This is a genomic window from Streptomyces sp. ISL-11 (assembly GCF_018614525.1).
Lineage (GTDB): Bacteria > Actinomycetota > Actinomycetes > Streptomycetales > Streptomycetaceae > Streptomyces.
In genome coordinates this window covers 1-23,401 of the sequence record NZ_JAGGOL010000118.1, presented here as the reverse complement: position 1 = coordinate 23,401, position 23,401 = coordinate 1, and the positions used below count along the sequence as shown (strand labels likewise).

The 23,401-nt window shown below is 70.7% G+C and carries 21 protein-coding genes and 1 pseudogene; 10 read left to right on the top strand and 12 right to left on the bottom strand.

Translation table 11 applies throughout. The features are described 5' to 3' along the window. Nucleotides 1-94: 94 nt before the first annotated feature. From J7E86_RS22665 to cimA, 5 genes are all read left to right on the top strand, one after another. Entirely contained in the window at nt 95-1,144 is a 1,050-nt protein-coding gene (locus J7E86_RS22665) for a 3-isopropylmalate dehydrogenase (protein ID WP_215083590.1), read from the top strand. A gap of 191 nt (nt 1,145-1,335) precedes the next feature. Further along, a complete protein-coding gene (locus J7E86_RS22660; protein WP_215083588.1) occupies nt 1,336-2,439 on the top strand; it encodes a branched-chain amino acid aminotransferase in 1,104 nt (367 codons plus the stop codon). 80 nt (nt 2,440-2,519) lie between these two features. Further along, the gene (locus tag J7E86_RS22655) at nt 2,520-2,711 is read left to right on the top strand and encodes a hypothetical protein (RefSeq protein WP_215083587.1); all 192 of its coding nucleotides are present in this window, start codon (nt 2,520-2,522) and stop codon (nt 2,709-2,711) included. Between the two features lie 123 nt (nt 2,712-2,834). Continuing rightward, nucleotides 2,835-4,223 (top strand): MFS transporter, encoded by a 1,389-nt coding sequence (locus tag J7E86_RS22650; protein WP_251019523.1) that lies wholly within the window; start codon nt 2,835-2,837, stop codon nt 4,221-4,223. A gap of 305 nt (nt 4,224-4,528) precedes the next feature. After that, nucleotides 4,529-6,154, top strand: coding sequence for a citramalate synthase (gene cimA / locus J7E86_RS22645; RefSeq protein WP_215083585.1), 1,626 nt, complete (start codon nt 4,529-4,531; stop codon nt 6,152-6,154). A gap of 108 nt (nt 6,155-6,262) precedes the next feature. Here the strand turns inward: cimA and J7E86_RS22640 are convergent, their stop codons facing one another. Next, nucleotides 6,263-6,850, bottom strand: coding sequence for a TetR/AcrR family transcriptional regulator (locus tag J7E86_RS22640; RefSeq protein WP_215083582.1), 588 nt, complete (start codon nt 6,848-6,850; stop codon nt 6,263-6,265). A gap of 182 nt (nt 6,851-7,032) precedes the next feature. Between J7E86_RS22640 and J7E86_RS22635 the strand changes: the two genes are divergently transcribed. Beyond that, complete coding sequence (locus J7E86_RS22635; protein ID WP_215083580.1) at nt 7,033-7,443, top strand: DUF6463 family protein; 411 nt, start codon at nt 7,033-7,035, stop codon at nt 7,441-7,443. Nucleotides 7,444-7,480: 37 nt separating this feature from the next. Here J7E86_RS22635 and J7E86_RS22630 read toward each other — a convergent pair whose 3' ends face one another. Then, nucleotides 7,481-7,864, bottom strand: coding sequence for a hypothetical protein (locus tag J7E86_RS22630; RefSeq protein ID WP_215083578.1), 384 nt, complete (start codon nt 7,862-7,864; stop codon nt 7,481-7,483). Between the two features lie 202 nt (nt 7,865-8,066). Beyond that, nucleotides 8,067-8,702, bottom strand: coding sequence for a TetR/AcrR family transcriptional regulator (locus J7E86_RS22625; RefSeq protein WP_215083576.1), 636 nt, complete (start codon nt 8,700-8,702; stop codon nt 8,067-8,069). Nucleotides 8,703-8,809: 107 nt separating this feature from the next. Here J7E86_RS22625 and J7E86_RS22620 point away from each other — a divergent pair, with 107 nt between their 5' ends. Beyond that, complete coding sequence (locus tag J7E86_RS22620) at nt 8,810-10,360, top strand: FAD-dependent monooxygenase (RefSeq protein ID WP_215083574.1); 1,551 nt, start codon at nt 8,810-8,812, stop codon at nt 10,358-10,360. A gap of 49 nt (nt 10,361-10,409) precedes the next feature. Here the strand turns inward: J7E86_RS22620 and J7E86_RS22615 are convergent, their stop codons facing one another. Continuing rightward, the gene (locus J7E86_RS22615; RefSeq protein WP_215083573.1) at nt 10,410-11,036 is read right to left on the bottom strand and encodes a YceI family protein; all 627 of its coding nucleotides are present in this window, start codon (nt 11,034-11,036) and stop codon (nt 10,410-10,412) included. Nucleotides 11,037-11,379: 343 nt separating this feature from the next. On the opposite strand from J7E86_RS22615, the gene J7E86_RS22610 reads away from it, so the two are divergent. From J7E86_RS22610 to J7E86_RS22600, 3 genes are all read left to right on the top strand, one after another. After that, nucleotides 11,380-13,683: a polysaccharide lyase 8 family protein gene (locus tag J7E86_RS22610; protein WP_215083604.1), complete on the top strand. Its 2,304-nt coding sequence runs from the start codon at nt 11,380-11,382 to the stop codon at nt 13,681-13,683. Nucleotides 13,684-13,901: 218 nt separating this feature from the next. Next, nucleotides 13,902-15,485 (top strand): acyl-CoA carboxylase subunit beta, encoded by a 1,584-nt coding sequence (locus tag J7E86_RS22605; protein WP_215083571.1) that lies wholly within the window; start codon nt 13,902-13,904, stop codon nt 15,483-15,485. 11 nt (nt 15,486-15,496) lie between these two features. Then, nucleotides 15,497-15,694, top strand: coding sequence for an acyl-CoA carboxylase subunit epsilon (locus tag J7E86_RS22600; RefSeq protein WP_215083569.1), 198 nt, complete (start codon nt 15,497-15,499; stop codon nt 15,692-15,694). Between the two features lie 252 nt (nt 15,695-15,946). On the opposite strand, the gene J7E86_RS22595 is transcribed toward J7E86_RS22600, so the two are convergent. From J7E86_RS22595 to J7E86_RS22560, 8 genes and pseudogenes are all read right to left on the bottom strand, one after another. Continuing rightward, a complete protein-coding gene (locus J7E86_RS22595; protein ID WP_215083567.1) occupies nt 15,947-16,528 on the bottom strand; it encodes an ATP/GTP-binding protein in 582 nt (193 codons plus the stop codon). After that, on the bottom strand, nt 16,509-17,048 hold the full coding sequence (locus J7E86_RS22590; protein ID WP_215083565.1) for a DUF742 domain-containing protein: 540 nt from the start codon (nt 17,046-17,048) through the stop codon (nt 16,509-16,511). The genes J7E86_RS22595 and J7E86_RS22590 overlap by 20 nt, the downstream gene beginning before the upstream one ends. Nucleotides 17,049-17,131: 83 nt before the next feature. Next, entirely contained in the window at nt 17,132-17,554 is a 423-nt protein-coding gene (locus J7E86_RS22585) for a roadblock/LC7 domain-containing protein (RefSeq protein ID WP_130880092.1), read from the bottom strand. 1 nt (nt 17,555) lies between these two features. Beyond that, entirely contained in the window at nt 17,556-20,723 is a 3,168-nt protein-coding gene (locus J7E86_RS22580; RefSeq protein WP_215083563.1) for a nitrate- and nitrite sensing domain-containing protein, read from the bottom strand. Nucleotides 20,724-21,052: 329 nt separating this feature from the next. Beyond that, the gene (locus J7E86_RS22575; protein ID WP_215083562.1) at nt 21,053-21,634 is read right to left on the bottom strand and encodes an ATP/GTP-binding protein; all 582 of its coding nucleotides are present in this window, start codon (nt 21,632-21,634) and stop codon (nt 21,053-21,055) included. After that, the gene (locus J7E86_RS22570; RefSeq protein ID WP_215083561.1) at nt 21,615-22,019 is read right to left on the bottom strand and encodes a DUF742 domain-containing protein; all 405 of its coding nucleotides are present in this window, start codon (nt 22,017-22,019) and stop codon (nt 21,615-21,617) included. Before J7E86_RS22570 ends, J7E86_RS22575 begins: the two co-directional genes overlap by 20 nt. A gap of 103 nt (nt 22,020-22,122) precedes the next feature. Continuing rightward, complete coding sequence (locus J7E86_RS22565) at nt 22,123-22,536, bottom strand: roadblock/LC7 domain-containing protein (protein WP_215083602.1); 414 nt, start codon at nt 22,534-22,536, stop codon at nt 22,123-22,125. Between the two features lie 9 nt (nt 22,537-22,545). Continuing rightward, nucleotides 22,546-23,401 (bottom strand): annotated as a pseudogene (locus tag J7E86_RS22560) (hypothetical protein); the annotation flags it as partial.

Here is a 23,401-nt window from a genome sequence, read left to right as displayed (position 1 = left end):
GATTTTGGGTGAACGTGACCTTGCCGGCTCGCAATGTGTCCGCATGGTGGACCGAACGTGTCATCCAGCGGGACGGGGGAGTACGGTCCCGGTTATGTCTCGCAGCATTCGCCTCGCAGTGATCCCCGGTGACGGTATCGGCCCGGAGGTCGTGGCCCAGGGCCTCAAGATCCTCACCGCCGCCCTCCCTTCGGACGTCAAGCTGGAGACCCGGGAGTACGATCTCGGCGCCCGCCGCTGGCACGCCACCGGCGAGACCCTCCCGGACACCGAGCTGAACCTCCTCCAGGACCACGACGCGATCCTGCTCGGCGCGATCGGCGACCCCTCCGTGCCGTCCGGCGTCCTGGAGCGCGGGCTGCTCCTCAAGCTGCGGTTCGCCTTCGACCACTACGTGAACCTGCGCCCCTCACGGCTCCTCCCCGGCACGGCCTCCCCGCTGGCCGGCCGCCCCGCCATCGACTTCGTCGTCGTCCGCGAGGGCACCGAGGGCCCGTACGTCGGCAACGGCGGCACCCTGCGGACCGGAACCCCCGCCGAGGTCGCCACCGAGGTCAGCCTCAACACCGCCTACGGCGTGGAGCGCGTGGTGCGCGACGCCTACGAGCGCGCCCAGGCCCGCCCGCGCAAGAAGCTGACCCTCGTCCACAAGAACAACGTCCTCGTCCACGCCGGCCACCTGTGGAAGAACATCTTCGACCGCGTCGGCCGCGAGTACCCCGAGGTCACCACCGACTACCTGCACGTCGACGCCGCGACGATCTTCTTCGTCACCCAGCCCGAGCGGTTCGACGTCATCGTCACCGACAACCTCTTCGGCGACATCCTCACCGACCTCGCCGCCGCCATCACCGGCGGCATCGGGCTCGCCGCCTCGGGCAACATCAACCCGAGCGGCGCCTTCCCCTCGATGTTCGAGCCGGTCCACGGCTCCGCCCCGGACATCGCGGGCACCGGAAAGGCCGACCCCACGGCCACCGTCCTCTCCGTCGCGCTGCTGCTGCGCCACCTCGGCCACGAGACCGAGGCGGCCCGCGTCGAGGCCGCGGTCGAGGCGGACCTCGTGGCACGCGACGGCTCGTTCCGCACGACGGACGAGATCGGCGACGCGCTCGTATCCCGGGTAGCCGTAGTAACCGACTGAGCCCCGCCGCTGTGCTACCGCGCGGTCGGGTGCGACCATCGACCCAGGCCGCGCACACGTTTCCGTCCCCGGCCCCACACGAGCGATAATCGAACGTGGGGCCGCGGCAAGAGAGGAAGCTCGGACGTCCTGACGCCACCAGGACGGAGCGAGCGCGGTCCGCCACACACAAATGTGAAGGACACGCATCCATGACGACGCCCACGATCGAGCTCAAGCCCTCCTCGCACCCGCTGTCCGACGCGGAGCGCGAGCGCATCCTCACCAGCCCCGGTTTCGGCCGTCACTTCACCGACCACATGGTCACCATCAAGTGGACCGAGGGCCGCGGCTGGCACGACGCCCAGCTCGTTCCGTACGCGCCGCTGTCGATCGACCCGGCGAACATGACGCTGCACTACGCGCAGACGATCTTCGAAGGCATCAAGGCGTACCGCCAGCCCGACGGCACGGTCGCCACCTTCCGCCCGGACGAGAACGCCAAGCGCTTCCAGGCGTCCGCGCGCCGCCTGGCCATGCCCGAGCTGCCCGTCGAGACCTTCATCGAGGCGTGCGACGCGCTCGTCCGCCAGGACAAGGCGTGGGTGCCCGGCTCCGGCGAGGCGTCGCTGTACCTGCGCCCCTTCCTGTTCGCGACCGAGGTCGGGCTGGGCGTGCGCCCGTCCAACGAGTACCTCTTCGTCGTCATCGCCTCGCCCGCCGGCGCCTACTTCCCCGGCGGCGTGAAGCCGGTCTCCGTCTGGCTCTCCGAGGAGTACGTGCGCGCCGCCCCCGGCGGCACGGGCGCCGCGAAGGCCGGCGGCAACTACGCCGCCTCCCTCGTCGCCCAGGCGCAGGCCGCCGAGAAGGGCTGCGACCAGGTGGTCTGGCTGGACGCGATCGAGCGCCGCTGGATCGAGGAGATGGGCGGCATGAACCTGTACTTCGTGTACGGGGGCGAGGCCGGCCGGAAGCCGAGGATCGTCACGCCCGAGCTGACCGGCTCGCTGCTCCCGGGCATCACCCGCGCCTCGCTGCTGAAGATCGCCGACGACCTCGGCTACGAGGTCTCCGAGGGCCGCATCTCCGTCGAGGACTGGAAGAACGCCAACGCCGACGGCACCCTCACCGAGGTCTTCGCCTGCGGCACCGCCGCCGTGATCACCCCGGTCGGCTCCGTGAAGTCCGCCCGCGCCGACTGGACCGTGGGCGACGGCGAGCCCGGCGAGGTGACCATGAGGCTCCGCGGGGCACTCCTGGACATCCAGACCGGCGCCGCGGCCGACACCCACGGCTGGATGCACAAGCTCGGCTGAGCCCCGGCACGTCCCGCGTGCCTTCACCGACGGCCGCTCCCGCAGCACGCGGGGGCGGCCGTCGGCGTCCGGTCACGGCCGTGCCCGCCCTGCCGCCCGCGTCCTCCGTCGAGCGCCTCGGTGTCGCGGCCGACGGCACCCAGGGCGACCACGACTCGCTCACCGCGGCCGTCAGCGCGGCCGGCCGGTACGCCGTCTTCGCGTCCTTCCCCGCCTGCCGGTGCCGGGGGACACCAAGGGTCGGCGACGTCTTCGTACGGCACCTCCGCTGACGCGGTACCGGCGGCCGCACCGGCGGAGGTTGGGATTCCGGGAACGCAACGCACGCAAGTACGCGTGATCGTTGCCACCCGGACCCTTGTCGGCGACCGGCTGTTCCGCCACCGTGATCGTCCATGGGACAGCACTGGAAGAAGATCTGGGTCGGCTCGGCCGGCAACATGGTCGAATGGTTCGACTGGTTCGTCTACGCCAGTTTCGCCACCTACTTCGCGGGAGCCTTCTTCCCGTCGGGCGACGACACCGCCAAGCTCATGAACACCGCCGGCCTGTTCGCAGTCGGATTCTTCATGCGCCCCCTCGGCGGCTGGCTGCTCGGCCGCGTCGGCGACCGGCGCGGCCGCAAGGCGGCCCTGACCATGACGGTCACCCTGATGTCCGCGTCCGCCGTACTGATCGCCGTCGCGCCCACCTACGCCGTCGCGGGCTACGGCGGCGCGGCCGTCCTGCTGGTCGCCCGGCTGCTCCAGGGCCTGTCCGTCGGCGGCGAGTACGCCGCCAGCGCGACCTACCTCACCGAGGCGTCCGCGCCCGGCCGCCGCGGTTTCGCCTCCAGCTTCCAGTACGTGTCCATGACCGCCGGCCAGATCCTCGGCCTCGGCCTCCAGATCATCCTCCAGCGCACCCTCACCAGCGGCGAACTGCACAGCTGGGGCTGGCGCATCCCGTTCGTCGTCGGCGCCCTCGGCGCGGCCGTCATCTTCTACTTGCGGCGCAACATGCTGGAGACGGAGGTGTACGACGCCGCCGACACGACCCGGCAGCAGGACCGCGGCACGATCCGGGCGCTGCTGCGCCACAAGCGCGAGGCGTTCCTGGTGATGGCGCTGACCATGGGCGGCACGGTCGCCTATTACACGTACACCACCTATCTGACGAAGTACCTCTCCAACAGCGCCGGCCTGCCCAAGCAGACGGCGACGCTCGTCAGCTTCTGCGCCCTGCTGATCTTCGCCTGCCTCCAGCCCCTGGCGGGCGCCCTGTCGGACCGCATCGGCCGCCGCCCCCTGCTGATCACCTTCGCGGTGGGCTCCACCTTCCTCACCGTGCCGATCATGACGCTGCTCCGGCGGGCGGGGTCCTTCTGGCCGGCCCTGGGCCTGTCCCTGCTGGCCCTGGTCGTCATCACGGGCTACACGTCGATCAACGCGTGCGTGAAGGCGGAGCTGTTCCCCACGGGCGTACGGTCGCTGGGCGTCGCCCTCCCGTACGCCATCGCCAACGCGCTCTTCGGCGGGACGGCGGAGTACGTGGCCCTGTGGTTCAAGAAGGCGGGCGTGGAGTCGGGTTTCTACTGGTACGTCGCGGGCTGCGCGGCGGTCTCCCTGATCGTCTACCTGACGATGCGCGAGACGAGGGACATCGACTTGACGGCACCGGCGTCGGCACCGGCGGGCACCCAACCAGCGGGCCCAGGCACAGAACCAGCCCGCCCGGCGCTTGAGGGCATCTGCGAACCGGGCGGGACCACCAACCCGGCCAAACCCAGCCCGCCCGGCGCTTGAGGGCCACACCATGACCGCATAGTGAGACCACCCCGCACCACCCTGGACAACCATGCCAGGATGGCAACCGTGCTCACGCCAGCCATGATTATTGGCCGCAGGCGCGCCGGTCCGCAGTGACCGCCCCGTACCAACCCGTACGGCGCGGCCGCCGTCGTCCCAGACCCGCGCGCAGACCTCTCGCATCCGCGAGAGGTCTTTTCGTTTCCCGGCCACCCGCCGGAGGCGACCCGCACGCGGGACCATGAGGGGACGGTGGAACCGGTCATTCCGGTAGACCGAGATCCGACAGGAGTCAGAGCAGCATGACCGACGCAACCGACGCAACCAGTGAGAGCCTCCCCCTCGACGACGGCTTCCACGTCTTCGACACGACGCTGCGCGACGGCGCCCAGCGCGAGGGCATCAACCTCACCGTCGCGGACAAGCTGACCATCGCCCGGCACCTGGACGACTTCGGCGTCGGCTTCATCGAGGGCGGCTGGCCCGGTGCCAACCCCCGGGACACCGAGTTCTTCCAGCGTGCGCGCAAGGAGATCGACTTCCGGCACGCACAGCTCGTCGCGTTCGGCGCCACCCGCAAGGCCGGTGTCCGCGCGGAGAACGACCCGCAGGTCGCCGCCCTGCTCGACTCCGGGGCCCCGGTGATCACCCTGGTCGCCAAGTCCCACGACCGGCACGTCGAGCTCGCCCTGCGCACCACGCTGGACGAGAACCTCGCGATGGTCCGGGACACCGTCTCCTACCTGTGCGCGCAGGGCCGCCGGGTCTTCGTCGACTGCGAGCACTTCTTCGACGGCTACGCGGCCAACCCCGACTACGCTCTGCGGGTCGTCCGCACCGCCCACGAGGCGGGCGCCGACGTGGTCGTCCTGTGCGACACCAACGGCGGCATGCTCCCGGCCCGGGTCGAAACCGTGGTGCGCGAGGTGCTCGCGGAGACCGGCGCCCGGCTGGGCATCCACGCCCAGGACGACACCGGCTGTGCGGTCGCCAACACCCTCGCCGCCGTGGACGCGGGCGCCACACACGTACAGTGCACGGCCAACGGCTACGGCGAGCGCGTCGGCAACTCCAACCTGTTCCCGGTCGTCGCCGCCCTGGAGATCAAGTACGACCGCAGGGTGCTGCCCGCGGGCGCGCTCGCCGAGATGACCCGGATCTCGCACGCCATCGCCGAGGTCGTCAACCTCACGCCTTCCACGCATCAGCCGTACGTGGGAGTCTCCGCCTTCGCCCACAAGGCCGGCCTGCACGCCTCCGCGATCAAGGTCGATCCGGACCTCTACCAGCACATCGACCCGGAGCGGGTCGGCAACACCATGCGGATGCTCGTCTCCGACATGGCCGGGCGCGCCTCGATCGAGCTCAAGGGCAAGGAGCTGGGCGTCGAACTCGGTGACGACCGCGCACTCGTCGGCCGCGTCGTCGAGCGCGTCAAGGAGCGCGAGCTGGCGGGCTACACCTACGAGGCCGCCGACGCCTCCTTCGAACTGCTGCTGCGCCAGGAGGTCGAGGGCCGGGCCCGCCGCTACTACCGGGTGGAATCCTGGCGCGCCATCGTCGAGGACCGCCCCGACGGCACGCACGCCAACGAGGCGACCGTGAAGCTGTGGGCCAAGGGCGAGCGCATCGTCGCCACGGCCGAGGGGAACGGCCCGGTCAACGCCCTGGACCGGGCCCTGCGGGTGGCACTGGAGCGCATCTATCCGCAGCTGGCGGACCTGGAGCTCGTGGACTACAAGGTCCGCATCCTGGAGGGCCGTCTGGGCACCGGCTCGATCACCCGGGTGCTGGTCTCGACGAGCGACGGCCGCGCGGAGTGGTCCACGGTCGGCGTCGCCGAGAACGTCATCGCCGCGTCCTGGCAGGCCCTGGACGACGCCTACGCGTACGGGCTGCGGCGCGCGGGGGTCGAGCCGCAGGAGTGAACGGGCCCGGGGGCGCCGCTTGGTGAGGGCGCTCCCGTGGTCGGCTTGTCAGGGCCCCGGGCTTCTTCCCGGTGGCCCTGATTTCTTCCGAGCGACGGAAGTGCCCTGTCAGCGCGGCTCGTCGGCTCCGCCGGGGTCGCTGTGGTGCCGGTCGGCCAGGGCGGTGATTCCCGCTGTGGCGGCGGTGGCGAGGTCGGTGACCATCGCGTCGTCGACGGGCAGGTGGAGGATGTACAGGGCGGACGCCAAGGTGCCGAGCAGCAGCAGGTGGGCCATCGCGGGGGCGACGGTCCCGGCCAGCTCGCCGCGAGCCAGGGCCTGTCCGATGATTTCGGCGAAGGCGGCCTGTTCGGCGGCCAGGAAGGTGTCCTGGAACCGGGTATCCAGTTCGGGATTGACGGCAAGTTCGCTGATCAGGGCCGGTGCCAGCTGTCGGGCCGCCGGGGCGGACATGCGGACGTGAAACGTGCGGACCAGCGCCAGCAGGTCCCCGTGCAAGGAGCCGGTGCCGGCCAACGGAGGCAGCTGCTGCTCGTGCATGGTGGCGACGAACGCCATCTCGGCCTTGGAGGCGTACCGGCGGTAGATCGCCGCCTTGCCCACGCCGGCGCGCGTCGCGACCTGGTCGACGGTCAGGGCCGGGTAGCCGACTTCGCCGATCAGCTCACGCGTGGTCTGCAGGATTTTCTGATCCACGCGGCTGTCTCGGGGGCGTCCACCCCGTTGCCTTCTCGCTGTCATGCCTGCACTATACGGAACGAGAGTATCGAAACGGCAGTATCGGAACTAGGGCCGCAGAGATCACTGACCCCAGCTACGCAGGGACAACCACGATGGAGTCGCACGCGTGGCTTCGTGACAAGAGACGGAGAACTCGGATGATCAAGTGGGCTGGCTGGATCATCACGTTATGCGGAACCGCACACACGCTCGGCGCCCTGACGGTGGAGAAAGCCGCGCGCCACGCCGGGACATGGTTCAGCGGTGGACTGTGGAGCGAGGACCTTGCCGACATGAGCCCGGCGGGCAGCGCGTACTGGCTGAGCCTGGAAAGCTTCGGCATACCGCTCGTCCTGATCGGCCTGACGGTGCTGTGGCTGGACCGCCGCGGCATCACCCCGCCGGCATTCATCGCCTGGACGCTGGGGAGCTGGAGCGTCGTCGACGCCGTGGTCCTTCCGTTCACGCCCTGGCCGCTCTTCGTGCTCGCGTGCGCCTTGCTGCTGATCGGAGCCCGCCGCGCCCGCCGCGACAACCCCGCGCCCAGGTCCGGGCTTCCACGAGCGTGAACATGGGCCGGGGCGGTGACAGGTGGTGCCGCTGGGTTCACTGGCAGGGCGACTGAGGCGAGGTCGGTGGTGGCGTTGCGGTGAAGCACACGCGTTGCGCGACGACCAGTGTGGTGCCGCTGTCCCACATGCCTCCGTTCGGATTCAGGACCTTGATCCTGTTGGCGAGGGTGCAACTCGCGTTCTTGTACACGGTGGCGACGGCATTCGTGCGGTTGGTCGCGTTGACCGCACCACCTGAGATCGTCCGGCACGACTCGTTGGGCGGGTCGGAGATCACGTCCTGCTGACTGGAGTCCGCTCGCAGGTACTGGAAGTCGCCGTTGGCCGCGTAGGACGAGGTGGGAAGTGCGGCGAAGAGCAAGAAAGCCCCGCCGAGGGCCAGTCCGGCCCGGAGCGTTCCCTTGAGTGAATACGACATGGGGAGATGCCTCCTCTTGTCCCTTCGGGGCGCTTGCGCGGCACACAATGTCCGCAACGCCCCTCGGGAGGGCTTCCCGCGCAGAATGGCACGAACCCTGCATCACCCAAATGGGTGACTAACGCCCTTGTTGTCATGCGCAGCCGCCTCGCGGCTCATGTCCGGGCAAGGACTACGGCGCGCAGGCGCGACGCCGCCGAGCTCAGAGGCCCTGGGACGCCAGGCCGGTGCCGAGCAGGTCGTACGCGCGCTCGGCGTCGGCGTGGGCGGCGGGCAGGGCGGCGTCGGCGGAGTGACCGGCGGCCAGGCGCTGCCAGTTGTCGTAGGCGAGGATCTGCTGGACGGCGATGATCTGCGCGGCCGCCAGGCCCGCCGTCACCTCGTCGGTCGCTTCCACTTCCCGCAGTGCCCCGGAGAGCTCCCGCTGGTCCTGGGCGCTGTAGAGCGTGAGGCGGGCCACCAGGCCGGGTGTGGAGTAGATCAGGTCGCGAAAGGCCAGCACGGCGGGGTTGTCGCACAGGCCCGTGATCGGGTCGTGGGCGTCGAGCCGGGCGTGGAAGTGGGAGCGCAGCGCCTCCAGCGGGCTCTGCCGCGGCGCCCGGGCGCGTACCACCCGGGCCGCCTCGCCCTGGTGGTCGGCGATGCCGTGCAGGACCAGGTCCTCCTTGGCCGGGAAATAGCGGAAGAGCGTCGGTTTCGACACCTCCGCGACGGCCGCCACCTCCGCGACCGACACCTGGTCGAAGCCGCGTTCCAGGAAGAGCTCGATGGCCGTCCTGGACAGCGCCTCCCGCGTGCGCCGCTTCTTGCGTTCCCGCAGTCCGGTCTCCTCGTTCACGCCATCACTCTATCAGGGGCGGTGTTACTCGGATTCTTTTGTTACTCGGTTGCTTTTTCTCTCGTCGGGGTCTTTGATGGACTCACCGACGACGGAGGGACCCCACCATGACCGCCACCACCACTACCGCTGTACTCGTCGTGGGCGCGGGGCCGACCGGCCTGACGCTCGCTCTCACGCTCGCCCGGGACGGGGTGCCCGTGCGGATCATCGACAAGGCGGAGACGTTCCACCGCGCGTCCCGGGGCAAGGGCCTCAATCAGCGCAGCCGTGAGCTGTTCGACGACCTGGGGGTGGGGGAGGAGGCGGCCCGGTCGGGCATCGAGCACATCGTGCTGCGCAAGTACCGCGACGGTGTCGCCGTCGCCGACGACGTGACGTTCGGGGACCGCGCCCCGACCCCCGACACCCCGTACGCGAGCGGGCTGGTCATCCCGCAGTGGCGCACCGAGGAGATCCTGCGCGGCAGGCTCGCCGACTACGGAGTCGAGGTCGAACTCGGCTGCGAGCTGGTCGGATTCACCCAGGACGACGACGGGGTGACCGCGACGCTCGCCGACGGGCGGCGCGTGCGGGCCTCGTATCTCGCCGGCTGCGACGGCGGGCACAGCCCGGTGCGCAAGGCGCTGGGTGTGGGCTTCGAGGGGGCGACCGAGGCCGAGGAGAGCATGGTCGTCGGGGATGTGGAGGTCGACGGCCTCGACACCGGCTACTGGCACCAGTGGTTCGACGAGGACGGCGCGATCATGCTCTGCCCGTTCCGCGGCAGCCGGCACTGGCAGTTGCAGGGCGCGCCCGAGCGGGACGCCGCCGGCCGGCCGGTGGAGCCGTCCCTGGAGAGCTTCCAGCGGCTCTTCGACCGGCACGTTCGCATACCGGGGCTGCGGCCCGCCGATCCCACGTGGATCTCGAGCTACCGCATCAACGTCCGCATGGCCGACCGCTTCCGGGTCGGCCGGGTCTTCCTCGCGGGCGACGCGGCGCACGTGCACTCGATAGCCGGCGGTCTGGGGATGAACACCGGCATCCAGGACGCCTTCAACCTCGGCTGGAAGCTCGCGCTCGTCGCCCGCGGCGCGGCGGGTCCGGCTCTGCTGGCCACCTACGAGGAGGAGCGACAGCCCGTCGCGGCCTGGACCTTGAAGCTGACCGACGAACGGCTGCGCGTGGTGCGCGAGGCGGTGGCGAAGGCCGGTGTGGGCACGGAGGCGGTCTTCTCCGACGACATCACCACCCTGGGGGTTGGCTATCGCTGGTCGTCACTGTCCTGGGGCGACCGCGCCGGAGAGGAGGCCGACGGGAGCGGTCCGCGCGCGGGGGACCGGGCTCCCGACGCTCCGTGCCGGGATGTGGCCACGGGGCGCCCGGTCCGTCTCTTCGAGGTCTTCGCCGGGCCGCACTTCACCCTGCTGGGCTTCGGGGCCGGCGGCGCGGCGGGGCTGGCCGAGGTGGCGGCCGAGTGCGGAGACCTCGTCCGCACCTGCCTCGTCGACGGTGGCACCGAGGGACTGGCCGACACCGGGGGACACGCCCGCACCGCGTACGGGGCCGAGGGCGGCACGCTGGTGCTCGTACGGCCGGACCTTCACATCGCGCTGACCGTGGACGAGGACGGGGCGCGGACCGTCCTCGACCACCTGCGGGCACTCGGGCACTGACTGGAGGGGGGAGAGGCGGGGGAGGGGGCGGGGGCCCTGGAGGGTGGCGTCAGGACCGGCCTTCTGCCGCGGACTTGACCGCGGAGATGTCGAAGGTCAGCTTCACCTTGTCGCTGACCATCACACCGCCGGTCTCCAGAGCCGCGTTCCAGGTCAGGCCCCAGTCGGAGCGCAGGATCTCGGCGCTGCCCTCGAAGCCGACGCGCTCGTTGCCGTACACGTCGGTGGCCGAGCCGTTGAACTCCAGGTCGATGGAGAGGGGGCGGGTGACGTCCTTGATGGTGAGGTCGCCGGTGATGCGGTAGCGGTCGCCGCCGAGCTGCTCGGCGGTGGTGGAGCGGAAGCTCATCAGCGGGAACCGCCCGGCGTCGAAGAAGTCGTCCCCGAGCAGGTGGGCGTCCCGGTCCTTCATGCCGGTGTCCACGCTGTCGATCCGGATGTCGAGGGAGGCGGTGGAGCGGGAGGGGTCGGCACCGTCGAGGTGGAGGGTGCCCTCGTGTTCGGTGAAGGAGCCGCGCACATTGGTCACCATGGCGTGGCGCACGGTGAAGCCGATGCTGCTGTGGCCGGCGTCGACGGTGTAGTCGCCGGTGAGGGCTGCCAGTGCCGGGTCCACGTCCATGACGGCGGTGGTGGCCGGGGCGGCGGTGCTGTGCTTGCGGGTGAAGAGGCCCATGACGACTCCTGGGGGGGAAGGGGGATCGAGGAGGAGGATCCCAAGGTTGTTTAAAGTTCAACGAGAATGACGTTAGCGCGATCTGGTTCAAGTTTCAACATCTAGTGCGGGTGGAATATTGGCCGAGCGCGGAGCGGACCACTCGTCCAGGCCATTGCTTCCGCGCCGGGACGGTGCGACCGTGCCTCCGGCACCGCCCGCACCAGCGGATCCGTCTGCCCGGGAAGGAACAGCCGTGCCTTCTGACTCCCACTGGCCCCGCTTCCATCGGGCCCACCAGGTCCGCCAAGCCCTCGACGCCTGGTCCCGTCGGGGCTTCCTCGCCATCTCCGCCGCCGGTGCCATGGGATTCAGCCCCGCGCGGGACGCGGACCCCTTTGCGGCCCTCCGCCTGCGCTGGCGGGAGCTCATGCTCGGGAGCGGCTACGACGCCTCCGCCGAGCCCTACGCCGCGGTGCTGCGCCGCACCGGCGAACTCGCACGCACGCACCGTGCCACCATGAGACCCGCCCCCGCCTCCCTGTGGCCCGACGCGCCCTTCGACCCGCCCGCCGGCATCACCCAGAGCTACGCCCGCCTGCACGTCATGGCCCAGGCGTACACCCAGCCCGGCACCGGCCTCACCGGCGACACCGGTCTCGCCGCCGATGTCCTCGCCGGGCTCGACCACCTCCACGACCGCGTCTACCACCCCGGCACCACCCCCTACGGCAACTGGTGGGAGTGGCAGATCGGCAGCCCCCGGCTGCTCCTCGACACCCTCACCCTGCTCCACGACGAGGCCGGACCCGCCCGGCGCGCCCGCCACCTCGACGCCGTCGGCCACTTCGTCCCCGACACCGTGCTCCGCGACTACACCGGCACCAGCACCGGCGCCAACCGCGTCGACCTGTGCCGCGTCGTCGCCCTGCGCGGCGTCCTCGGCGCGGACCCGGCGAGAACCGCCCTGGCCCGCGACGCCCTCTCGCCGGTCTTCCCGCACGTCACCCGGGGCGACGGCCTCTACGCCGACGGCTCGTTCGTCCAGCACACCTGGGTCGCGTACTCCGGTACGTACGGACAGGTGCTGCTCGACGGACTCGGCCGGCTCTTCGCCCTGCTGCGCGGCTCCGGCTGGGACGTCACCGACCCCGCCCGGCAGCTCATCCACGACAGTGTCGAGAACGCCTACGCGCCGCTGATCCACAACGGCCTGGTGATGGACAGCGTCTCCGGACGGGCCATCAGCCGCGGCCTGCAGCGCGCCGACCCCCGCCGGCTGCCGCAGAGCGACCACCAGCGCGGCCACGCGCTCATCGCCGCCGTCGCCCTGCTCGGCGAGGGCGCGAGCGCCGCCGAGCGGACCCGCTGGCACGCCCTGATCAAAGGGTGGGCCGAACGGGACACCGGCACCCCGCTGCGCACCGACCCGCAGTTCGGCGTCGCCGAACTCGCCCGCGTCGCCGCCGTCCTCGACGCGCCCGCCCCCGCCGCCCCCGCACCCGCCGGCCACCGGCTGTTCGCCGCCATGGACCGCGCCGTGCACCGCCGCCCCGGCTGGGTCGCCAACATCTCCATGGCCTCGGACCGCATCGCCCACTACGAGAACGGCAACGGCGAGAACCCGCGCGGCTGGCACACCGGAGCCGGCATGCTCTGCTGGTGGGGCGCCACCACCGGCCAGAACCAGTACGCGGACGACTTCTGGCCCACCGTCGACCCCTACCGGCTGCCCGGCATCACCGTCTCCGCCAAACGGCTCGCCGACAACGAGGGCGGCGGCTGGGGCGAGCCGAAACCCGCCGCGCGCTGGGTCGGCGGCGTCGGCGACGGCGAGTTCGCCATCGTCGGACAGCACCTCCGAGGGCTCGGCTCGACCCTGGAGGCGCGCAAGGCGTGGCTGTGCGCCGACGACGCGGTGGTCTGCCTCGGCGCGGGCATCACCGCCCGCGACGGCACCCCCGTCGAAACCGTCCTCGACACCCGCAACCTCGGTGAGCGCGGCGCACCCCTGCTCACCGTCGACGGCGAACCCCAGCCGCGCGACACCGGCTGGAGCCGGTCCTACGAGCGCGCCCACTGGGTGCACCTCGAAGGACACGGCGGCTACGTCCTCCCCGGCGGCGCCCCCCTGACCGCCTCGCGCGAGACCCGCACCGGCTCCTGGCGGGACATCAACTCCGGCGGCAGCCCCGACCGCCTCACCCGCCGCTACCTCACCCTCGGCCACCTGCACGGCACCGATCCGGCCGACGCCTCCTACGTCCACCTCCTGATGCCCGGCGCCGGCCCGCGCGCCCTCGCCGCCCGCGCCGCGGACCCGCACTGGCTCACGGTCGTCGACAACTCCCGGGACCGCCAAGCCGTTTGCCTGCCCTCGCTCGGCCTGACCGCCGCCGCCTTCTGGGCACCCGGCGCGGCGGGGGAGCTCGCCGTCACGGCGCCCGCCGCCGTACTCATCCGTGTGCGCGGTCGCACCGCGACGCTCCACCTCTCCGAGCCTCCGCGCACCGGCGTACCCCTGGACCTCACCTGGTCCCGTCCAATACGCCGGGTAACCGCACAAGACCCGTCGGTGCGGGTGCTCTCCACAGGTGAGGCCCTGCGGCTCCGGATCGCGCCGGGCACGGCGGGCGCTGCACATCGCTGTAGGGTCACCCTGTGGTGACCAGCGGTGACGTCGCCGCCGGCAAATGGCCGTCAAGCTCCCCAGCCTACGGCTCGGGGCCGAGACTTTTGTGGGGTATTCACAGCGGCCACCCCCGTTCGGGGGTGACCTGCGGGGAGTCGGCTGTGCGCTTCTGTGCCGCCTGCCCACCAAATCGCACATGACGTTGTATGGAACCGACATGAGGTTCGGGCGGCCCCGCCACGTACCGTCTATGCATGAGCAATCTCGAAGGTGCGCCCGTTGAGGCGAGTGACGTCCGTGGGCGCGTCGCCGAGCTGCACGCCATCCGCGAGCAGGTTCGGCGTGGTCCGAGCGAGCGGGCGACCCAGGCCCAGAAGGCCAAGGGCAAGCTGACGGCCCGGGAGCGGATCGCCCTGCTCCTTGACGAGGGCTCGTTCTCCGAGGTGGAGCCGCTGCGCCGGCACCGCGCCACCGGTTTCGGTCTGGAGAGCAAGAAGCCCTACACCGACGGTGTGATCACCGGGTGGGGCACGGTCCACGGCCGTACCGTCTTCGTCTACGCCCACGACTTCCGTATCTTCGGCGGCGCGCTGGGCGAGGCCCACGCCACCAAGATCCACAAGATCATGGACATGGCCATCGCGGCCGGTGCCCCGCTGGTCTCCCTCAACGACGGCGCCGGCGCCCGTATCCAGGAAGGCGTCTCCGCCCTCGCCGGTTACGGCGGCATCTTCCAGCGCAACACCAGGGCGTCCGGCGTCATCCCGCAGATCTCCGTCATGCTCGGCCCCTGCGCCGGCGGCGCCGCCTACAGCCCCGCCCTGACCGACTTCGTCTTCATGGTCCGCGAGACCTCCCAGATGTTCATCACCGGCCCCGACGTCGTCCGCGCCGTCACCGGCGAGGAAATCACCCAGAACGGCCTGGGCGGCGCCGACGTGCACGCCGAGACCTCGGGCGTCGCCCACTTCGCCTACGACGACGAGGAGACGTGCCTCGAAGAGGTCCGCTACCTCCTCTCGCTCCTCCCGCAGAACAACCGGGAGAACCCGCCCCGCGTGGCGAGTGAGGACCCGGCCGACCGCACCGGCGAGGCACTCCTCGACCTGGTCCCGGCCGACGGCAACCGCCCGTACGACATGCGCAAGGTCATCGAGGAGCTCGTCGACGACGGCGACTACCTGGAGATCCACGAGCGCTGGGCGACCAACATCATCTGCGCGCTGTCCCGGCTCGACGGCCGGGTCGTCGGCATCGTCGCCAACCAGCCGCAGTCCCTCGCCGGTGTCCTGGACATCGAGGCGAGCGAGAAGGCCGCCCGCTTCATCCAGATGTGCGACGCCTTCAACATCCCGATCATCACCCTTCTGGACGTACCGGGCTTCCTGCCGGGCGTCGACCAGGAGCACGGTGGGATCATCCGGCACGGCGCGAAGCTGCTCTACGCCTACTGCAACGCCACCGTGCCGCGTATCTCGGTCATCCTCCGCAAGGCGTACGGCGGTGCCTACATCGTCATGGACTCGCAGTCCATCGGTGCCGACCTCACGTATGCCTGGCCGACCAACGAGATCGCCGTGATGGGCGCCGAGGGCGCGGCCAATGTGATCTTCCGTAAGCAGATCGCCGAGGCGGACGACCCGGAGGCGATGCGGGCGCGGATGGTCAAGGAGTACAAGGCCGAGCTGATGCACCCGTACTACGCCGCCGAGCGCGGACTGGTGGACGACGTGATCGACCCGGCCGAGACCCGGTCGGTGCTGATCAAGTCGCTGGCCATGCTCGCCACGAAGCATGCCGACCTGCCCTCCCGCAAGCACGGCAACCCGCCCCAGTAAGGGAGAACAGCATGGAGAACACGCTCGTCCGCGTCGAGAAGGGCACCGCCGACGCCGAGGAGGTGGCCGCCGTCACCGCGGTCCTCCTCGCCCGCGCCGCGGCCGCCGGCACCCACTCGGCCCCGCCCCGCCCCCGCCGCTCCGCCGCCGCCTGGCGCCGCCTGGAGCGCACGCCGGGCTTCCGGGCGCCGCACAGCTGGCAGGGCTGACGACTCTCCGGCAGGGGGTCCGGGGGTTGCCCCCGGGTTGGCACAGTCGGGTGCCGCACAGCTGGCAGGGCTGACGACTCTCGGGCAGGGGGTCCGGGGGTTGCCCCTGGGTCGGCACAGTCGGGCGCCGCACAGCCGGCAGGGCTGACGGACCCTCGGGCCCGCACCGCGCAAGCGGTCGCCGTACTACGCAGAAGGTCCCCGCACTCCTCGTGAGTGTGGGGACCTTTTTGCGTCGGCACGGCCGACGGCTCACCGCAGGCGCGCCATGAGGGCATGTTCGACCAGCGTGATCAGAGCGCTCTTCGCCTCGCCGCGGTGCCGCGCGTCCGTGATGATGATCGGGGCGTCCGGGCCGATCTGGAGCGCCTCGCGGACCTCCTCCGGCGTGTACGGCTGGTGGCCGTCGAAGCCGTTGAGGGCGATGACGAAGGGCAGGCCGCTGTTCTCGAAGTAGTCGACCGCGGGGAAGCAGTCGGCGAGTCTGCGGGTGTCGACCAGGACGACGGCGCCGATGGCGCCGCGGACCAGGTCGTCCCACATGAACCAGAAGCGGTCCTGCCCCGGCGTACCGAAGAGGTACAGGATCAGGTCCTGGTCCAGGGTGATACGGCCGAAGTCCATGGCCACGGTCGTCGTGGTCTTGTCCGGCGCGTGCGTGAGATCGTCGATCCCGGCCGACGCGGACGTCATCACGGCCTCGGTCCGCAGCGGATTGATCTCCGAGACCGCGCCGACGAACGTGGTCTTGCCCACGCCGAAACCGCCCGCCACCACGATCTTCGCGGAGGTGGTGGAGCGGGCTGCCTCGCCGCTAGAGGTTCCGAAGTCCACTGAGCACCCTTTCGAGCAGTGTCACGTCAGGCTGGCCGCCGGCGGACTCGTCGCCGCCGGGCTGATGGATGGCGACGAGCCCGGCCTCCGCCAAGTCGGCGACGAGGATTCGGGCGACGCCGAGGGGGATGGAGAGAAGTGCCGAGATCTCGGCGACCGACTTGATCTCACGGCACAGATGACAGATGCGCTGGTGCTCCGGCAACTGACCGTGAAGCTGGGACGGCTGGGCCGTGGTGTGCACCAGCGCCTCGATGGCGAGCTGGTACCGCGGCCGGGTACGGCCACCGGTCATCGCATAGGGACGGACCAGCGGATTGTGCTTGCCCCCGGACCGGCCTCCGGCAGGGGAACCCTGCCCGCGCCGGTGCTGCTGGGGCGGCTGCGCCGGGACATGCGGCTGCCGCGGTGGCTCCGCGGGTGCCCGGTGGCTTGGTGCGGAGGGGAAGTTGAAGCGGTTCAACGGCGGTTGAGCCTGCTGATCATTTCCATACGGGTAACCGCCTGGGGGCGTTGCCACGTCTCCTCCTCCAACTTGCTGTCTGCTGCTGGTCGCGCCACCGCACCCTATGGCGCGGTGGCGCGAAACGCACTGCCTCTTTGCTAGTTGAGAAGGCTCCCCTGCAGTTCCGCACGGAGATCGGGCGTCAGCACGCTGCCCGCCCGATCGACCAGGAGAGCCATCTCGTAGCCCACGAGGCCGATGTCGCACTCGGGGTGCGCCAGCACGGCCAGCGAGGATCCGTCGGAGACGGACATGATGAAGAGGAAGCCGCGCTCCATCTCCACCACGGTCTGGTTGACGGCGCCACCCTCGAAGATCCGGGAAGCACCCGCCGTCAGGGAGGTCAGGCCGGAGGCGACCGCCGCCAGCTGGTCGGCGCGGTCCCTCGGGAACCCTTCGGACATCGCCAGAAGGAGTCCGTCGGCGGAGACCACGACGGTGTGGGACACCCCGGGGGTGTTGTCCACGAAACTGGTGATCAACCAGTTCAGGTTCTGCGCCGCCTGGCTCATCGGGCTCACACTAACGCTCCTGATCGTAGGTACCGCCGGGGCCGAAGCCCTGGTCGTGCTGCTCATGCTGCTCGTGCGCTGCGGTGTCGCCGCCCGCGCTGCGCCCCTGCTGGACACCGCGGCGCAGGTTGCTCAACCTGCCGCGGACGTCTTCCGGGGCACGGGAGATCTGGGGGCCACCCTGGGGGGTCTGTGCTGCCGTGCCCTCGACCAGATTCGCCTTGGGCACTCGGCGCGGCAGACCGGAGGGGGTAATCCCGCCGGCTTTCGGCTCACGGAGCCGCTCGGCACGGTGCCAGCGCTCGTCGTTCGTCGATCGCCAGTCGGGCTCGTCGCCCTCCTGCGGCTGCTGTGGGACGTCCTGCTGGGGCTGCTCCGGTTCGCCGGCCCCCGCGGCCTCCTCGACTGTCTCGGACTGCTGCCACTGCTTCGCGCGGCGCGGCAGACCGGACCCGGTCAGCGAGTGGGAGCCGCTCGAAGAGGGGCCCGGACGGTCGAACTCTACGCGGTCCGGCTGCGCCGTGTCAGCGGACGGCCGGGATTCCGAATCCGCTCCGTAACCCTGCTGGGTGGTGTCCTGGTACGGACCAGAGTCCCGCCAGCTCGCCTGCTGGTCCGGTGCGTTGAAGCCGTCGAACGACTGCCCCTGCTCCGGATAGGCCGGTTCCGCATAGCCCTGCTCCGGGTAACCCGCGTCCGCGTGGCCGTGCTGCTGCTCGTAGGACGGCTGCTCCGGCTGCGGTATCACGTGCTGGCCGGTCTGCTGACCGTTCTGTCCGACCATGCCCGGTCCGGCGTGCTGGCCGGTGTCCTGGTCGGGCCGGCGCTCGTACGGCTGCTGGTCGTAGCGCGGCTGCTCGTACCCCTGCTGCTCGTAGGACTGCTGGGGTATCTCGTCGCGGAACAGCGGACGGTTGTCGGCGTTCTGCTGCTGGGCTTCCAGAGCGGCACGCCGCTCCTCGCGCAGCCGCGAACGGCCGACCGGGTCCAGCTGGGGAGCGCCGGGCGTCTCCTGCCGGGCCTCGTAGCGCGAGTCGTCGAAGCCGAGCTCGGCCGCCGTGCGCAGCCGGGGTATGGGAGCGGCCTGCTGCTCGGGCACCATCCGGGAGACCGTGAAGTCGTCCGGGGCCTGCTCGTCCTCGCCGCCGCCGCCGTGCGTGATCGCGTCCGGCAGCATGACCAGCGAGGTGGTGCCGGCCTGCTCGCCCGAGGGGCGGAGCTGGACGCGGATGCCGTGCCGGGTGGCCAGCCGGCCGACCACGAAGAGGCCCATGCGCTGCGCGATCGCCACGTCCACGCTCGGCGGGTTGGCCAGGCGGTGGTTGATGTCCGCGAAGTCCTCGGCGGTCAGGCCGATGCCCTTGTCGTGGATCTCGACCATCACGCGGCCGTCGGGCAGCCGGGTCGCGGTGACGCGGACCTTGGTGTGCGGGGAGGAGAAGGTGGTGGCGTTCTCCAGCAGCTCTGCGAGGAGGTGCACGAGGTCGGTCACGGCCAGGCCGTGGATCTCGGCGTCGGGGACGCCGGAGAGCTCGATGCGCTCGTACGCCTCCACCTCGGAGGAGGCGGCGCGCAGCACGTCCACCAGCGGAACCGGCTGGTCCCAGCGGCGGCCCGGCTCCTCGCCGGCGAGGACCAGGAGGTTCTCGCCGTTGCGGCGCATACGGGTGGCCAGGTGGTCCAGGCGGAAGAGGCTCTCCAGCTGGTCCGGGTCGGCCTCGTTCTCCTCCAGCTCCGTGATCAGGGTCAGCTGGCCCTCGATCAGGGACTGGTTGCGGCGCGAGAGGTTGGTGAAGATCGCGTTGACGTTGCCCCGCAGCAGCGCCTGCTCGGCGGCGAGCCGGACGGCCTCGCGGTGCACCTGATCGAAGGCGCGGGCGACCTCGCCGATCTCGTCCCGGGTGGTGATCGGGATCGGCTGGATGCGGGTGTCGACGCGACCGGGGTCGGTGCGCGAGAGCTGGTCGACCAGGGCCGGCAGCTTCTGCTCGGCCACGTCGAACGCGGCGCTGCGCAGGTGACGCATGTTGCGGCTCATCGAGCGCGCCATCTTCCCGGCCACGAAGAACGCGACGAGGAGGGCGAAGATCATGATGCCGGAGTTGACGAAGGCGGTCTGCTGGGCGTCGGAGGAGATCGCCTCCGCCTCGCTCACGGCCTTGTCGGCGAGTTCCTTCTCGACGTCGCGGTAGGCGTCGAACTTCGCCGTGGAAGCGGAGAACCATGCCTCCGGGGTGATGCCCGCCAGCTCCAGCTGCTTGGACGTCTTGCCGCTGGCGATGGCCGCGAAGATCTTGTCCTGCTCGGAGATCTTCGCCTTGGTGGCCATGACGTCGTTGAGGCGGCTGATGTCGTCCTCGCCGCCCGCCGCGTCGTACTCGCCGCGGGCGATGTACTCCAGGAAGTTGTACGAGGAGAACGCGGTGACCTGGGCCTCGCGCTCCTTGGGGCTCGTGGCCGGCTTCACCAGCAGGTGCGTGCCGATGGCGCGCTGGAGGGACTCGGCGGCCTTGGCCAGCTGGATCGCGTAGACCATGCGGCCGTAGGAGTTGCTGCCGGTGCCCAGGCCCAGCTCATTGGCGAAGGCCATGAGCGGACGCTGGACGGCGCCGTAGCCGTCCTCGGTCTTCACCGTGTCCAGGGCGGGCGTGTACGCGACCTTGCGCAGCTTCGGCAGCGTCTGCTCCGACTCGCGGAAGAGCTGGAGGCGGCGGCGCAGGCTCGCGGTGTCCGGAGCGCTCTTGACGGCCTTGTCGAAGGCGTCCCGGGCGGCGTCCGTCGTGTCCTGGGCCTTCTTGACGACCGGGTCCTCGCGGTGGTCGTTCAGCATCGGCTCGGCGCTCAGGTCACGCTCGTCGATGACGGCGTGGGCGTAGGTGGCCGCGGCGCGGACCAGCCGCGCGGTGTTGGCGGCGTCCTTCGCCTCGGTCCAGGTGTCGACCGAACCCTTCACGTCGAGCCCGCCGAAGACCAGCGCCACCACGACCGGGATCAAGAGGATCGCGTTCAGCCGGACGGGCACCCGCCAGTTGCGCGGCGAGAACCGTCCGCCGCGGCCGGCGGGCGGTTCGGGTGTTTCGGGCACGTCGGAAGGCGGCACCGCTTCGCGTGACGGCGGGGTGAAGTTGCCCCGCTCGTCCCGCGCCTGCTGTGCGGCGCCCGTCTTTCTGCGCGTCACTCGACCAACAACCTCTCGGCGTCGGCACCTGCGTTGTGTGCCGTTTTTCGAACTGGGCCGTTACTGCTCAGTTCCTGGAATTCCAGCACGTCAGGCGTGCGCAATCCAAACAGTGCGTACGGCTGACGAGCCAAGCGATTTGCCCGACATAAAACGGGCATTAAGAGCGAGCGGCGGCAAATGGCGGGCGGAATGTGCGCACAGCGAAGTCGACCGAACGCGAAGGGTGGTTGCGTCCGGTCGATTCTCTTGTCGAAACGTTATGAACTCTGCGGTGCGCCGTGTTCAATGCCACAACCCATTTGTGATGACTGGCGCCGTGCGCGACGTTATTTCAGGCGGGCCATCAGAGCGTGCTCGACGAGCGTGATCAACGCGCTCTTCGTTTCGCCCCGGTGCCGCGCGTCGGTGGTGATGATCGGCGTATCGGGGCCGATCTGGAGCGCCTCACGGACCTCTTCCGGCCCGTAGGGCTGCTGCCCGTTGAAGCCGTTGAGGGCGATGACGAAGGGCAGGCCGCTGTTCTCGAAGTAGTCGACCGCGGGGAAGCAGTCGGCGAGTCTGCGGGTGTCGACCAGGACGACGGCGCCGATGGCGCCGCGGACCAGGTCGTCCCACATGAACCAGAAGCGGTCCTGACCCGGCGTACCGAAGAGGTAGAGGATCAGATCGTCATCGAGCGTGATGCGGCCGAAATCCATCGCCACGGTCGTCGTGGTCTTGTCCTGAACGTGGCTCAGATCATCGATCCCGGCCGACGCGGACGTCATCACGGCTTCGGTGCGCAGCGGACTGATCTCCGAGACCGCGCCGACGAACGTGGTCTTGCCCACGCCGAAACCGCCCGCCACCACGATCTTCGCGGAGGTGGTGGAACGGCCGGCGCTCCCGCTAGAGCTTCCGAAGTCCACTGAGCACCCTTTCGAGCAGTGTCACATCCGGCGTCCCGCCGGACTCGCCGCCCGGCTGGTGGATCGCCACCATGCCGGCCTCCGCCAGGTCCGCGACGAGGATGCGCGCGACGCCCAACGGCATGTTGAGCAGCGCGGAAACCTCCGCGACCGACTTGACCTCCCGGCACAGGTGGCAGATCCGCTGGTGCTCGGGAAGCAGCCCCTGGAGGTGTGCCGGGTCGGCCGTGGAGCTCACCAGCGCCTCGATGGCGAGCTGGTAGCGCGGCCGGGTACGGCCGCCCGTCATGGCGTACGGGCGGACCAGCGGCTGGTCGGCGCCTTCACTCCCGTACGGCGCGTGATGAGAAGCGCCGTACGGGCCGGGCGAGGCGGGCGGGGTCATGAATCCTCCGGACGGGACAGCAGGATGGCAATAATGCCGTCGAGCGGTGGCCGGTGGGGGGTTTTCGGCCGTACGGTCGGACGGTATTTGCGGTGTGCGTAGGTCAGTTCAGCAGGCTGCCCTGGAGTTCCGCGCGGAGATCGGGCGTCAGCACGGTGCCCGCGCGGTCGACCAGGAGGGCCATCTCGTAGCCCACGAGGCCGATGTCGCACTCGGGGTGTGCCAGCACGGCCAGCGAGGATCCGTCGGAGACGGACATGATGAAGAGGAAGCCGCGCTCCATCTCCACGACGGTCTGGTTGACGGGGCCGCCCTCGAAGATCCGGGAAGCACCCGCCGTCAGGGAGGTCAGGCCGGAGGCGACCGCCGACAACTGGTCGGCGCGGTCGCGCGGGAAGCCTTCGGACATCGCCAGAAGGAGTCCGTCGGCGGAGACCACCACGGTGTGGGACACCCCGGGGGTGTTCGCCACGAAATTGGTGATCAACCAGTTCAGATTCTGGGCCGCCTGGCTCATCGGACTCAACTAACGCTCCTGCTGGTAAGTGGGGCCAAGATTGTGGTTACCGGTGGCCGGGCCGTTGCCCGCCTGACGTCCCTGCTGGATACCCCGGCGGAGATTGGTCAGTCGGCCGCGTACGTCATCGGGCGCACGCGAGACCGCCGGACCGGTCGGATTGCTCTGCTGTTCGGCGGTGCCCTCGACGAGGTTGGCGCGCGGCACGCGCCGCGGCAGACCCGAGGGGGTCTTGCCGCCCGCCGCCGGCTCGCGGATCTGCTCCGCCTTGCGCCGGCGCTCGTCGTTGGGGGACTCCCGCCAGTTGTCCTGCGTGCCCCGCGAGGCCGGTGCGGCCTGCGGGTTCAGCGGGACCTGCGAGTCCTGGAGCGACTGGCGCGGCTCGCGCTGCGGCAGTCGCTGGGAGAAGGCGTCCGGCTGCTCCGGCGCGGACTGGCCCTCGCCGCGGAACCAGTTGGACTCCAGCTCCTCGAAGAGCGGCGTCCGTCCGTCGCCGGCGCCTGCCGGCGGCAGCGGGGCGGGGGTCTGCGGGTTCGCGGGGGCCGGCCGCTGGAACGAGCCGGTCGTGCTGCCCGGCAGCTCGAACTGTCCGGTGCCGTTCTGCGGAGCGCGCCGCCCGCCGTCACCGGCCACGGGCCAGTCGTCGGCCGGGGCCTGGGGAGCCGCGGCGGGCAGCTCGAACTGGCCGGTGTTGCCGGGGCCGTCGGGGCGGGCGTACTCGCCGGACGTGCTGCCGGGCAGCTCGAACTGACCGGTGCTGCCGGGGCCGTCGGGACGCGCGTACTCACCGGACGTGCTGCCCGGCAGCTCGAACTGGCCCGTGTGACCGGGCCCGTCGGGCCGGGCGTACTCGCCGGACGTGCTG

Coding starts and splice junctions, on each gene's coding strand:
- J7E86_RS22665 (WP_215083590.1), top strand. CDS start 95: ATGTCTCGCAGCATTCGCCTCGCAGTGATCCCCGGTGACGGTATCGGC.
- J7E86_RS22660 (WP_215083588.1), top strand. CDS start 1,336: ATGACGACGCCCACGATCGAGCTCAAGCCCTCCTCGCACCCGCTGTCC.
- J7E86_RS22650 (WP_251019523.1), top strand. CDS start 2,835: ATGGGACAGCACTGGAAGAAGATCTGGGTCGGCTCGGCCGGCAACATG.
- cimA (WP_215083585.1), top strand. CDS start 4,529: ATGACCGACGCAACCGACGCAACCAGTGAGAGCCTCCCCCTCGACGAC.
- J7E86_RS22635 (WP_215083580.1), top strand. CDS start 7,033: ATGATCAAGTGGGCTGGCTGGATCATCACGTTATGCGGAACCGCACAC.
- J7E86_RS22630 (WP_215083578.1), bottom strand. CDS start 7,864: ATGTCGTATTCACTCAAGGGAACGCTCCGGGCCGGACTGGCCCTCGGC.
- J7E86_RS22620 (WP_215083574.1), top strand. CDS start 8,810: ATGACCGCCACCACCACTACCGCTGTACTCGTCGTGGGCGCGGGGCCG.
- J7E86_RS22615 (WP_215083573.1), bottom strand. CDS start 11,036: ATGGGCCTCTTCACCCGCAAGCACAGCACCGCCGCCCCGGCCACCACC.
- J7E86_RS22610 (WP_215083604.1), top strand. CDS start 11,380: ATGGGATTCAGCCCCGCGCGGGACGCGGACCCCTTTGCGGCCCTCCGC.
- J7E86_RS22605 (WP_215083571.1), top strand. CDS start 13,902: ATGAGCAATCTCGAAGGTGCGCCCGTTGAGGCGAGTGACGTCCGTGGG.
- J7E86_RS22600 (WP_215083569.1), top strand. CDS start 15,497: ATGGAGAACACGCTCGTCCGCGTCGAGAAGGGCACCGCCGACGCCGAG.
- J7E86_RS22570 (WP_215083561.1), bottom strand. CDS start 22,019: ATGACCCCGCCCGCCTCGCCCGGCCCGTACGGCGCTTCTCATCACGCG.
- J7E86_RS22565 (WP_215083602.1), bottom strand. CDS start 22,536: ATGAGCCAGGCGGCCCAGAATCTGAACTGGTTGATCACCAATTTCGTG.